The 12,509-nt window shown below is 46.0% G+C and carries 10 protein-coding genes; all 10 read right to left on the bottom strand.

Annotated features, from left to right (window positions below; translation table 11 throughout):
* Window positions 1-214: 214 nt before the first annotated feature.
* On the bottom strand, window positions 215-943 hold the full coding sequence (locus tag AC2CG4_RS04165) for a Crp/Fnr family transcriptional regulator (RefSeq protein WP_484485074.1): 729 nt from the start codon (window positions 941-943) through the stop codon (window positions 215-217).
* 69 nt (window positions 944-1,012) lie between these two features.
* On the bottom strand, window positions 1,013-1,852 hold the full coding sequence (locus AC2CG4_RS04160; RefSeq protein ID WP_484485073.1) for a response regulator: 840 nt from the start codon (window positions 1,850-1,852) through the stop codon (window positions 1,013-1,015).
* Window positions 1,846-5,718: a PAS domain S-box protein gene (locus tag AC2CG4_RS04155; RefSeq protein WP_484485072.1), complete on the bottom strand. Its 3,873-nt coding sequence runs from the start codon at window positions 5,716-5,718 to the stop codon at window positions 1,846-1,848. Before AC2CG4_RS04155 ends, AC2CG4_RS04160 begins: the two co-directional genes overlap by 7 nt.
* Window positions 5,719-5,935: 217 nt before the next feature.
* On the bottom strand, window positions 5,936-6,313 hold the full coding sequence (locus tag AC2CG4_RS04150; protein ID WP_484485071.1) for an ElaB/YgaM/YqjD family protein: 378 nt from the start codon (window positions 6,311-6,313) through the stop codon (window positions 5,936-5,938).
* Window positions 6,314-6,498: 185 nt separating this feature from the next.
* Window positions 6,499-7,020 (bottom strand): DUF2934 domain-containing protein, encoded by a 522-nt coding sequence (locus AC2CG4_RS04145; RefSeq protein ID WP_484485070.1) that lies wholly within the window; start codon window positions 7,018-7,020, stop codon window positions 6,499-6,501.
* Window positions 7,007-7,867, bottom strand: a complete 861-nt coding sequence (locus AC2CG4_RS04140; RefSeq protein WP_484485069.1) for a hypothetical protein — start codon at window positions 7,865-7,867, stop codon at window positions 7,007-7,009. The genes AC2CG4_RS04145 and AC2CG4_RS04140 overlap by 14 nt, the downstream gene beginning before the upstream one ends.
* A gap of 129 nt (window positions 7,868-7,996) precedes the next feature.
* On the bottom strand, window positions 7,997-9,832 hold the full coding sequence (treZ, locus tag AC2CG4_RS04135) for a malto-oligosyltrehalose trehalohydrolase (RefSeq protein ID WP_484485068.1): 1,836 nt from the start codon (window positions 9,830-9,832) through the stop codon (window positions 7,997-7,999).
* Window positions 9,820-11,415 carry a glycogen synthase GlgA gene (gene glgA, locus AC2CG4_RS04130; protein ID WP_484485067.1) on the bottom strand — a complete coding sequence of 532 codons (1,596 nt, stop codon included), beginning with the start codon at window positions 11,413-11,415 and terminating at the stop codon, window positions 9,820-9,822. Before glgA ends, treZ begins: the two co-directional genes overlap by 13 nt.
* A 36-nt stretch (window positions 11,416-11,451) precedes the next feature.
* Entirely contained in the window at window positions 11,452-11,820 is a 369-nt protein-coding gene (locus AC2CG4_RS04125) for a termination factor Rho (protein WP_484485066.1), read from the bottom strand.
* A gap of 115 nt (window positions 11,821-11,935) precedes the next feature.
* Window positions 11,936-12,451, bottom strand: coding sequence for a DUF4142 domain-containing protein (locus AC2CG4_RS04120; RefSeq protein WP_484485065.1), 516 nt, complete (start codon window positions 12,449-12,451; stop codon window positions 11,936-11,938).
* Window positions 12,452-12,509 lie beyond the last annotated feature (58 nt).

Genomic DNA, 12,509 nt, shown 5'->3' with positions numbered 1-12,509 from the left:
AACCAGTTAGTTGGATTGATTTGCACGCAAAACTGAGTGGAGCTCGGGGCGGCCACGAATTGAGCACCCTTGTTTAGAGTAGGGTTAGCAGGGGCTAGATACTCTTACCAAGAGTTCGCTCACAGACTTATCCACAGCTTTTGTGGATATTTTGACATGATGCATGAGTGTTTATCGTATTTGACGTTTGGAGCGGAGTAGGGGGTTTAGCACGCTAGCGTACATTGGCCATTAATCGGATGAATTCATCTTTTACAACCGAGTAACACTCGCAGGTGGTCAGCTCCAATTTATCTCTATCCAAGACTGAGATATGGCCGCGCCGATAACGAATGCAACCTGCATTTTGTAAACTTCTTGCTGCCTCGGTGATACTTTCACGACGCACCCCGAGCATGTTAGCGACGAGTTCTTGGGTCATTAATAATTCACCGGAAGGAATTCGATCAACTGTTAATAAAAGCCAACGACAAAGTTGTTGTTCAACGGTATGGTGACGATTACAAGCGGCCGTTTGAAACATTTGGGTCATGATGGCTTGCGTGTAACGCAGCAGCAATCGCTGTAAGAGACCCGCTGTATTGAACTCCCGTTTCAAAATACTTTGTTCCAGTCTATAAGCATGCCCTGCGGTTTGAATAATAGCGGTGTTGGGTGTTGCATTAGCACCTAATAATATGGGTAAACCTAGCATGCCTTCTTTGCCTACCTCAGCCGCTTCTGCACAGGCACCGGTATCCATCATGTATTGCAGCGAAATAATACTGGTGGTGGGAAAATAAGCGTAACCAATATGTTGATTTGGCCCGTAGATGACTTCACCTAATTTTAAGCAGACAGGTTCCAGGTGTGGTAATAAACGATCCAGCTCGGGGCCTTTCAATGCGGCGAGAATATAATTTTGATCTGGATCCAGTTTTTCGGTAGCCATGTGTTTCTGCATGGATCATCCTTTCCTGTTCACATTAACGTGCGGTGAAGATTAAATTCAATTTCAAGGAGTCCGCCTCGTTCACGGCATTTCCTTGCATTGGATACCAACTCCGCGATAACCGATGAATCGGCTTGCTTGATCAAACATGGGAGCACCACTCACTCGGTAAAATTGTTTATTTCCACCGGGGGTAATGCGGCTGAGTGAGAAGTCAATAAACGGTTGCCGTGCTGCGATAATATTTTGCAATTCTGTGCGTTCAGCTTCATTCCAGCCGGCTGTATTTTCACTGTCGAGTTCGTTTGAGGGTGCCTGATCTCCAGCGAGGGTATCAACCTGAATGCCGAGCATTTCCAAAACTGGTCCGGATACTTTAGTAAATTTTCCTGTTTCGTCCTGCTCCCAATACCAGTCTGATGCGAGTTCGGTAAGGCTGCGGAAACGCGCCTCACTTTCTCGCAACTCGGCGGTACGCTCCTGCACTTTTTCTTCCAATATTCTGTTGTGGTTTTCCAATTTTTTGTATAACAGGCGAACTTCTAACAGATTGTGAATACGAGTTTTTACTTCGATTACATCAAATGGTTTACTGACAAAATCTTTTGCGCCAGTTTGCAACGCGCGTAATTTATGGCCGGGCTGAGCCGTAAGTACAATGACAGGGAGATAATCATTTTCAATATTTGCCTTAAGGCACTCCATGACTTGGAACCCATCCATTTCAGGCATCTGTAAGTCCAATAGGATTAAATCGTATTGATGTTTGCGATACAGTGGGGCCACCTCAAGGGGGTTCATCGTTGCACTGACGTTGGTATAACCTGAGTCTTCCAGCAAGCTTTCAAGCAAAGCCACATTAGATGGTTGGTCATCAACAATGAGAATACGGGCGTTAAGGAAATCTTCTTCGGTTAACATTCTAGGTGTTCCTCGTTTTTCAATTTAGAGGTGTGAGCGGTGGTGAGATCGACAATAGCTTCAAGTGCTTGCATCAACTCATTAACTTGAATCGGCATGGTTAAATGGCAAAAAAAACTATCTCCGTGTTCTTGTTGGGGGTGTTGCAGCGCGTTGTCGCTGACTGCAATCACTGGAATATCTCGAGTCAAAGAATCCCGGGCGAGGATCTTTAAGGCCTCTTCAGCTCTCATGCAGGGCAAGTTAATATCCATCAATATGACATGCGGGTGCGCTAAGCGGGCAAGTTCAATTCCGGCAAATCCATCCCGGGAAGTGAGAAGGAAAAAATCAGGTCGGGTAGCAATTATTTTTTCCATTAACTCTAGATTAGCAGGGTTGTTATCAATACAAAGAATAGTATATTTCGTTTCAGTTACGACCTGAGGTGATTGCGTGGGTGAAATTGATTTGAGAATTTTTTTCTCTTGAGCGAAATCCGTTAAGCGTTTAAATAATTCAATACTAAAAATAGTTCCTTTACCCACTTCACTAGAAACAGAGATCTTACCACCCATTAATTTGATCAAGCGTTTAGTCATTACTAATCCTATTCCTGTTCCTTCTTCTTTACCCGATTCTTTCCCTAAACGATTAAACGGTTGAAATAACTGTGTTATTTGCTCAGGTGATAAACCTTCCCCGGTATCTGCCACATCAATGCGAACGAGATCTGGTGTTATTTCAACGCAACGAAGTGTAACCGAGCCGTAGGCGCGATTATATTTAATTGCATTGGACAGAAGATTGATGAGCACCTGTTTTAGTCGTGTGACATCTGCAGTCACTAGCAATCGCGAATCAAATTCTGGAAAATTTAGTGTAATCTTACGCTTCAGTGCTTGGGGCTCAATCATGGTTTTGCATTCGTGTATAAGTTCAGGTAGAGAAACCAAGGTTAGGGATATTGGTAAACGTCCTGTTTCAATTAGGGTCAGGTCAAGTATTTCGTTAATCAAATCCAGTAAATACCAACCCGCCTGAAGAATTTGCGTGATGTTTCTTTTTTGGGACGATGTAAGCGGCGGGCTACTGGCGTCGAGAAGCTGTGCAAAACCTAGAATTGCGTTTAACGGCGTACGCAGCTCATGGCTCATATTAGACAAAAAGTCCGATTTTGCGCGGTTGGCTTTTTCGGCGAGGTTTTTTGCTTTGTTCAGTTCCAATGTGTTTTCTAATAGAACTTGATCTAGTCGTTTGCGCTCGGTGGTATCGATCAACATGTTGATACCGCCAACAATTTCACCTGACGTGTCTCGTAACGGCGTAGGATGGGCGACAAAATTGCTGCGGGTTCCGTTCGGACGTTCGATAATGGCTTCCACTCCAAATAGGGCGCGCCCTTCTTTGAGTGCAATCGCCATAGGCGATTTTTCATAAGGCATAGGTGTATCGTCGGGATGAAAGAGATTCAAGTGGCGACACCAGCTATCGCTTCCCAGTTCTGGAGTGCAGCCGGAAAACTCTACTGCACTTTGATTAAAATGGGTGAGCTGTCCAGTAGCATTGGTCGCGTATATCGCTACCGGAAGTGCGTTGATTACGGCGCGTAATTGGCGTTCACTTTCGCGTAAAGTACCTTCGGTTCGTTTAATTTCGGTGATATCAAGATTGGTGCCGATAATAGATTCCGCTTTGCCTTGGGCATCGACTCGTACTGTATCTACTGAACGGATGTGCCGTATATCATTTGTTCTGCCTTGCATAATGCGAAACTCGCGACACCGACCTTCTTGCAAGTCGGCAGCTGTATCCCAGCCGTATTGGTTGATACGGTCTGCAGGGAGCAAGTGTTGCGCCCATACATCGCGGTCTACTATTCCATCAACGGTAGGTTCTACTCCGTAGATCCTAAACATTTGTAGATCCCAGCGCATGCGGTTATCGCGCAAATTTAACTCCCAAATACCTACGCCGGTCGCGGCCGTAGCTAATCGAACCCTCTGGTCACTTTCACGAACTGCTTGCTCCGATATTTTTCGCTGGGTAATGTCATTAAAAACAATCGCAACACGTTTAGTTTCAGGTTTTCCAAACGGACAGCTATAAATATCAAACCAACGCTGCAATGGTTCAAGATGGAATTCGAAGCGAACTGGTTCACCTGTTTGGAGTACTTGATCATAGGTTGTGAATAAATCAGGAACCAGTTCTGAAATAAAATCGCTCAGGTGTTTTCCTTTCGCGTGGTGAAAGCCAGTGTGTTTTTCAAACGAGGGATTTGTTTCTAAAAAAAGTTGGTCGATAGGGGTTCCTTGGTCGTAAATCATTTCAACCACGCAGAAACCTTCGTCAATACTTTCAAACAGATTGCTATAGCGGTATTCGGATTCAAGCATTAATGCTTCGGCATGTTTGCGAGCGGTAATATTGCGCAAGACACACGCCAAGTAACGTTGACCATTTAGCCGCATTTCGTTAACAGCAATTTCCAAGGGGAAAGCATGGCCATCTTTATGCCTTCCGGTGACTTCGTGGACGATTCCTGATTTGCCATCTATCGCTGATCTGATGTATTCATTAATCGAGTCCTCTCCATCACTCAATTCTGGAACAAGGAGGTTAACTTTTTCTCCAATTAGATTAACCGCGCTATAGCCAAACATTTTCTCTGTTGCGGTGTTGATGCTTTCGATACATTGTGTACGGGCGTTAAAAGTGACTATGCCATCAATCATCGTGCTCAGTATTGTTTTAATGAGTTCGGTACTGTCGATTAACGCTTGCTGCGCGGCTTTTTCAGCAGTGACATCGCGAAATACCAAGACGGCACCAATCACTAAGCCATCTCTATCCCGAATCGGAGCACAACTGTGCGCTATGTTACCTTCAGATCCGTCGGGCAAGATTAATAGGTTGTCGCTGGCGCCTTGCGCGGTTCCGCTTAACAGTGTGTCAAGAACCGGGTTTAACACCGGTTCTCTTGTTTCTTTATGAACGAGGTGAAAAACGGTGCAAATTGATTTATTGGCAGCTTGGGTTACCCCGAAACCAGTCAGTTGTTCTGCCACACGATTCATCAAAGTTATGTTGCCGTTACAATCGGTAGCGATTACCGCGTCAGCTATAGAGTTCAATGTTACATCTAATTTTCGCTCGTTATCTTGTACTGCGACATAGGCCAAATTTAATTGTTGGTTCATGGCTTCCTGTTTATCGAGCGAGCGCCGGGTTTCGAGATGAACAAGTTCCATCAATCGCTGATGGATGTTGCGATAAATACCGTAAGCGAATGCTTGAGCAAAGAGGAGTAAAAAAATACTGACGAATATTATAAATGAAAACAAATACCCCATGTATTTACGGTGGTCGTTGCGAAATTGTTGCAAATAATGGGTCTGCAGATTTTCATAGTTATTAATCGTTGTGCGTATCGCGGTCATCCGCGCTGTGCCTTCTCCATTAGTGAATTGGAGGATTAAATCACGCGAGTTTTTGGTGCGGGTAGCGGTGATGGCGGCGGTAAGAAATGTTATCTCTTGATCGATAAGGGGAGCGAGCTGATCTATTATTTCCGCCGCCGCGGGTGTATCAGAGGTCTTGCGTAACTGCTCTAAATTGGCACTAATTGTTTTTCGCGCCAACGTATAATCTTTGAGGAAAGATTGATCGTAGGTAAGAATATAGCTGCGCGTGCCGATTTCGGCATCAACCACCATCGCGAGAATTTTTTGCGCGTTGTTTAGCGCGAGGGTTGCTTGCATTCTAAGATGATCGGCGTTTTTCATCCGGTCAAAAAACCACAGAAGCGTAACTATTATAATAACGACAACAATAGTCGGAATGCTGAGTAGTAATACATTCTTCCGTGTAACTTTTGCCTTCATAAAATCCACTCTATGCTATCGCACTATAAATGCAAATATACAGCAGTTAGTTGGTAGGTGGCCGATTAATATTCACGGATAATCAGGTCTTATAGCTACAAAGTCTGTTGCATTAGGCACATTGAGGGGGTACACAAACAGGAGGGGATAAAGCGATTAGATAGATGTGCAACCTATAAAAATAAGAGAGAGAGGGGGCTGCCCCCCTCACTTGATACTAATGCTTAGTCTTATTGTCGTGATTAGTGTGTTGGCCGAGCAACACCCCCAGTACAAAGCTAACAAGCGCACCTGTACCTATCGCGGCCCAAGGTTTTTCGTGAACTAATTCGTTCGTGTGAATTGCCGCTCTTTGAGCCTGTTCCGCTACAGTGTTAGTTATATTGCTAACATATTGTCGCGCGTTATTGATCCGTTGATTGAGTTTTATTTTCGCTTGTGCAAGTTCATCACCCGTGAGATGAGCGGTTTCCTTTACGAGCGCTTCAATATCGTTAACGAAAGTTTTAAATTCATTGGTGATATCAGTTGAGGCTTGCGACACTTTTCCTCTAGTTTCCGTAGAGGTTTTTGATATATCAGATAATGTAGACATGAGCACCACCTATTTGGTTTTGGTTAAAAGAATGATGTTCGGAAAACTCATCTAACTTCCCTTTCGGTGGGCTTCCCGTCCGATGGGAATTCCCGAACGTCAGTACCAGAATAATGTTCAGTTAGGGCGTAATCTGTGTGACAACTAACCTAGGCAAAAAATAATTTAAAACGTTTACTGTAGTGTTAAAGCGATTGAGTCTTGCGGAGCTCACGCGGTTTTTTATTGCGTGCCGGTTTGACACCATCAATAGCAAGCGCTGCCTTAGCTGCTTCCATCGTACGCTTACTTGCGTAGGGCTGAATTGGTTGGTTCGGATTGCCTGGTGCTACTGGGTCTGTCGGGTGAATGGGCTCAGGCGGTGGCGTAGGTGAAATATGTGGCGGATCCTCCACCGGTGCTATGGGGTCTGCTGGTTCTTCAGGATTAGTGGACGGCTGAGGTTTGGGGCTGGGGGGGGATGACGGCTGCCCAGGTTGCGGTGGGGCAGGGTCGATTTCAGGTTTGGGATTGGGATCAAATGGCTCCTCAGGGGCGATTATGCTCAGGACAGTTGCGCTGCCAAGTGAATCATTATTTAAGTTTGTTGGTGTTTGCGCCAGCTTGCAGGCGATTTCCCAATGACGATATTCATGTCCAATCGGACACCCTTCAGACTCCCAAATTTGATAAGCAAGTTCGCGGACACGTTGTTCAAATGCGTTCATTGTGTTTTTCTCCTCGTGCGAAAGTTGTACTGATAGTTTGGCGGGGGGTTGTAATAAATGATGTCGTTGTTTTTGGTTCATGCGTAATTTGCTTGGCCGCTGCAAGCCCTATCTCGGTGCAACGAGTAGGCTGATTGTTTACAGATCCTCCGGTGCGCCAATGAGTGAGACGATAATGTTGTGATTCCAGTAATTGATTGAGGCAATAGAGTCGTTGCTTTGTAAGCTGGTGTGTTAGCGCACTGCTTTGCGTTGATGGAAGCTGATCGTTAGATTGGGTTAAGCGGGGGCAGTTGTAATGCGACAATACTTTATTGATATCGGCTTGAAATTTCGGTTGCTGCGCCAGATGACGTAATTGGCTGTGTAATTCTTTTGTCTCATCTCGACAATCAATAATGTTTTCCAGTGCACTAAAGAGTCGCGCTAATCCTTGAAAAAAAGGATTGTGGGTCTGATTGAGAATGTGACTGTAACTTGTAGGGCATAGTGGTAAAAAGTGCGTGAAATAACACGCGTAGAATTCAGCGGAAGTACTATTAAAGTGGATGCTGATTTCTCCAGCGTATAGCACCTCGCTGTAATGGCTATCCAAAATGGGCAATATAAGTTGCGCGGCTCGGACATGATTCGGCGAGCTCCAACGGATGTCATAGTCGCTTGCGTGGCGACTTTTTTGACCCCAGGTTAATACATCGCGCCAACTAGTGCTGTCTTCACTTGTATTAACGGACGAGTTGTGCCGAACAATGCCTAAATGATTATAGTGCGGAAGCTTGGAAATAGAGCCATCGCCGATGAAATCGCGGGGAGGGTGTGGGGCGCGAGGAGTATGAGTTGTTAGCATTAATAAATAATCTCTGATAGAAACTTGTTACAACCTGTTTTCCTTTTTCTCAGAACCACCAATATCTGTCTGTGGGTTAGCTAACATAAATATACAGCGAGGTATGGTCAGGTGGCGCGTATTAACTTATTAACTTTTCGCGTTGCGTAAAGTTACTAGCGCACCATAGGCAGGCAAAACTCCCTGTAGAAGATCATCGTCAGTTAATAAGTGCCGAAATAAAATGTTATCTGTGTCCCAAAGCGGAGTTGCAGCGAGTGGGGTGTGGGAAAGATTTAAATAAATTGCTAAAAGTTTTCCATTATTAAGCTGCCATTCGGCGCACACTGCTCGATGGCCCATAACAGTTACGGAAGTTGAATATGCCCCGTCAAGGTAAGGGATGATCTCTTTGTGACGCAATGACAGTAATTGATGATAAAAACCCCACCATTGCACTTGGTCTGATAAATAACCTGCAGTTGCATCCGTATTAAGGTCTGGTGCGAGATCTAATCTACAGCTTAAAAATGTGCTAATTGCGTTAGGGTCTGGAATTTGCTGGCGTACATTAGGGTCTCGAAATCTTTCAAACATTGCAAACTCCGCCCGCCTGCCGTCTCGCACGGCTTTAGCTAATTCATCTTCATGGTCGGTAAAATAAAGGAACGGATGTTTTGCCCCCCATTCTTCGCCCATAAATAGCATAGGAATCATAGGCGACATAAGCAGAAGAGTTGTGGCTGCTTTAAGTGCATCAGGGTGGGCGATTTGCGTGAGGCGTTCCCCGAGTGCGCGGTTTCCTACCTGATCATGGTTTTGTAAAAATAGAACAAAAGCCGTGGGCGATAGATGGCCACTAGGTTCGCCCCGGTCGCAGCCTTGTGGGCTCGGCTCACCCTGATAAATAAATCCTTCGCGAAGACATCGCGCCAGTTTCGCCGTAGAGGACTTAGCGAAGTCGGCGTAATAGCCCTCGTCTTCATCGGTGAGAAGGTAATGCAATATATTGTGGCCGTCATCATTCCATTGGGCATTGAATCCTTGTTGCAACAGGCTTGCACTGTTGTCTTCATTTTCCAGAATTAAGTGAACATGTCGAGCGGGCTCAATGGCCTTGCGCACTCGCTCTGCCAATTCGATTAAAAAATCTTTCTCGCTGATGGCGTGTACCGCGTCCAAGCGCAGACCATCAAAACGGTAATCAAGTATCCACATAAGTGCGTTCTCACAAAAAAAATCGCGCACTTCACGTTGGCGAAAATCAATAGCCGCACCCCAAGGGGTATGAATGTCATGTCGAAAAAACGCGCTGGCGTATTCGTTTAGATAGTTGCCGTCGGGGCCGAAGTGGTTGTATACCACATCCAAAAACACCATTATTCCCAAGCTGTGTGCAGTGTCGATTAAACTTTTTAATTCATCGGGGCTGCCGTAAGAAACCTCGGGTGCGAATGGCAATATTCCGTCATAGCCCCAATTGCGAGTGCCTGGGAATTCATTAATAGGCATAAGTTCAATTGCGGTAATACCCAAGCGAGCGAGCGAAGGTAAAATGTTTTCTACCTTTCGGAACCCACCCAGTAAGCCGACATGCAACTCGTACAACACCGTGTGGTGCCAAGGCAGGCCACGCCATGTATCGGTTTTCCATGCATAAGTATGATCAACTACACAGCTTAGTCCGTGGGCATCACCGTGCTGTAATCGGGCGGCGGGATCCGGTACAGGTGTTTTGCCATTAATAATGTAACGATAGGAAGTGCCTACCGGGCAGGCTATTGTCAGCCGGAACCAGCCATCGTTTACATAATCGAGAGTGTGGCGGCTGCCATCACCAAATTTGATCTCAACCTTGTCTGCGTCAGGCGCCCAGAGGGAAAAACATGTTGTGCCATCAGCATGTGGAAAAGCACCGTGAGTATAGGTATTTGAGGTCGATGGCGGGGAGTTGAGTAAATCTGAAGGGCAATTCATGTTGGACATATCAACTCCTCATGTGAGTATTTACGCGTAGCTGACATCAATTTCCATTCACGTCCGACTGCGGTCATTAGGCGATGGTAAAGTTGGTTATAAGGTCGAATTGATTGGCGCCAGAATAAAGGTGCGGCCATTGCGCTGCAGCGCATGGCGTTGAGTAATTCGGGACGTTTGAAAACTTTCAGGGCGCGATATATCGCATCGCGGTAACTGTCAGCGGTGGTTTCATGAAATAAGAAACCACTCAAGCCATCATGAATAGTATCGGCGAGTCCACCCGTACGTCGTGCTATAGGTAAAGAAGCACACCGTTGCGCGTATAGTTGACTGAGACCGCAGGGTTCAAAACGCGATGGCATTAGTAAAAAATCACTTCCTGCAAAAATGCGCCGCGCGGTGGTTTCATCAAAGCCAATGTCGACACCTACTTGCCGAGGGTAGCGCTGTGCCAATTGGATCATGTTTTCTTCCAGCTCGGGCTCCCCACACCCCATTACGACTAAACGACCACCGTTTTGAACGATGGTGTCGGCGATCTTGAGTGTTAGATCGACCCCTTTTTGATGCGCGAGGCGCGATACCACTGCAAAAAGCGGCGCGTGGTTAGGCGGTAAGTTAAATATTTGTTCAATATACCGGGTGTTTAAATTCTTGCGTTCCCACTGCTGGGGACCAAAGCTTTGTACCAAGTGAGGGTCGGATGTTGGCTCCCAGCTTTCATCAATGCCATTAACAATTCCGCTCAACAAACCTTGCCCGTATTTCATGCGGAGTAAGCCGTCCAAACCGCAACCGAATGCAGGGGTGGTGATTTCATGCGCGTAAGTTTCACTGACAGTGGTGATGTGGCTAGCATAATTAATACCGGCCTTTAAAAACGAAAGTTTGCCGTAGAACTCCATGCCGTCTACGGAGAGCGCGTGGGTCGGAATTCCCAATTGTGTAGCGCACTCGAATTCGCATAATCCTTGGTGCGCCAGGTTGTGAATAGTGAACACGCTCGGGGTGGTTTGTGCTTGCCAAGCCATATATGCAGGTGTTAACGCCGTCGGCCAGTCGTTGGCATGAACGAGATCAGGATTCCAGTTTAATTTGAGCCGGCCTTTGGCGATTTCTGCGGCTGCAACACTTAGTCGCGCAAATCGCACCGGATTGTCTTCCCAATCATTACCCTCTAAGTCGCCATAAGGTGATCCAGGGCGCTCATATAATTCGGGGCAGATAAGTACGTAAATAATGGGGCCTGTAGCGATTTTTAGGCGACCGATTTTACACGCGGGTAAGCCTGCGTAAGCTTCTAACTTATCGACAATATCGATCGCGTGACCGCTGTTAATCACCCGACTATAGCCTGGTATTAAAATGCGTACATCGTGTTGTGCCAATAACGCATTGGGTAGTGCTGCGGAGGCATCTCCTAACCCTCCGGTTTTGATTAAACCGGTGTATTCACTAGTGACAAATAGGATATTTTTTTGTGCGACCTGATTTTCTTCACTGCGGGGTATCAATTTACTGGATAATTTTTTCCCTTCCCGCTGATGATCGGTAAGTACGTCAAAAGGGTGGGAGTGGACGTTTAACATAGATACTCCGAGTCGTACTAAGAAGTTGAGCCTGATTCAAGTCCTGCGCAAGGCGTGAATGAGTTCCACTTTGTTCATGGTAGAACGGCCGTGAATATGTCTTTTCCGCGCTTGAGCGCGCAACCTTGCAAGCGGTTGATGCTCCAGCGCATAAGGCTGGGCTTGTTGCTCCCGGGTTGTTGCGGCATTTTGCGCAGAGTTTTTTCGCGCGGCCTCTTTGTCTTGTTCAGAGGTGGTTGTGCCTGATCCCGAGAGCTCGCCACCCCCTGATTGTTTGTTCACGGTAGCCCACGCAATTTGTTCTGCGCGCTCGTGTGACATGCCTTTTTTTTCGTAACTGTTTTCAATATGTTCCGCTTTTCTTTTTTGTTTTTCGGTGTATTTTTCTTTGCTTCCGACAGTCATAAAAGCCTCCGCATTATGTTTAATTTCTTTACAAAAACTAAATTACATCCTTTAAGTGCAGGCCACATCTTATGCGCAGGCCAAAGGGACAGCGCTGCGCATAAGGCGTTACTCGTCATTCGTCGTCGTGTGCTGCCGCTAATTCTTTTGCCATTTTCAAATGCTGCTCCAGTTTAGGCAGCGTCTGTTTAGCAAAAGCTGCGATTTCGACATCGTCAGACATGGCTGCGCGTTTAAACAATTCAATGGTGTCCTCATGTGCTTTCACCTGATTATTGGCGTAAGCCTCATCAAATGATTCACCGTCGCGTTGCTCCAAAACGAATTTTTTCGCCTTGGCGGTCAGCTCAGCTTCATCGGCTATGTCCAGATTTTTACGGCTGGCGATACCGGCCAATTTCATATTGGCAGCGTTGTGGTCACTAATCATTTTTTTCGCAAATGATTTCACATCAGATGACGTGGATTTTTGCAATGCAAGTTTCGCGCTTTCCACTTCTGCGATTCCTTTGGCTGACACTTCCTCGACAAAGTCATCTGCGTCGATTTTGTCCAGGGCTAGTGCAAAGCTGGAAGTTGCACCAAACACGCATACCATTGCGCTAGTAGATAATACTTTCTTGAAATTCATTGCTAGTTACCTCTTGTGTGATTAATCCTTCTTCAAAGCGACACGCATTACATAAAAT

The sequence above is a fragment of the Cellvibrio sp. ATLC23 genome (assembly GCF_057196725.1).
This window is presented reverse-complemented; position numbering and strand designations above follow the sequence as displayed.

Bases quoted from the DNA above. Each gene is read 5' to 3' on its own strand.
- AC2CG4_RS04165 (WP_484485074.1), bottom strand. From the start codon at position 943: ATGCAGAAACACATGGCTACCGAAAAACTGGATCCAGATCAAAATTAT.
- AC2CG4_RS04155 (WP_484485072.1), bottom strand. From the start codon at position 5,718: ATGAAGGCAAAAGTTACACGGAAGAATGTATTACTACTCAGCATTCCG.
- AC2CG4_RS04125 (WP_484485066.1), bottom strand. From the start codon at position 11,820: ATGACTGTCGGAAGCAAAGAAAAATACACCGAAAAACAAAAAAGAAAA.
- AC2CG4_RS04120 (WP_484485065.1), bottom strand. From the start codon at position 12,451: ATGAATTTCAAGAAAGTATTATCTACTAGCGCAATGGTATGCGTGTTT.
- treZ (WP_484485068.1), bottom strand. From the start codon at position 9,832: ATGTCCAACATGAATTGCCCTTCAGATTTACTCAACTCCCCGCCATCG.
- AC2CG4_RS04160 (WP_484485073.1), bottom strand. From the start codon at position 1,852: ATGTTAACCGAAGAAGATTTCCTTAACGCCCGTATTCTCATTGTTGAT.
- AC2CG4_RS04145 (WP_484485070.1), bottom strand. From the start codon at position 7,020: ATGAACGCATTTGAACAACGTGTCCGCGAACTTGCTTATCAAATTTGG.
- glgA (WP_484485067.1), bottom strand. From the start codon at position 11,415: ATGTTAAACGTCCACTCCCACCCTTTTGACGTACTTACCGATCATCAG.
- AC2CG4_RS04140 (WP_484485069.1), bottom strand. From the start codon at position 7,867: ATGCTAACAACTCATACTCCTCGCGCCCCACACCCTCCCCGCGATTTC.
- AC2CG4_RS04150 (WP_484485071.1), bottom strand. From the start codon at position 6,313: ATGTCTACATTATCTGATATATCAAAAACCTCTACGGAAACTAGAGGA.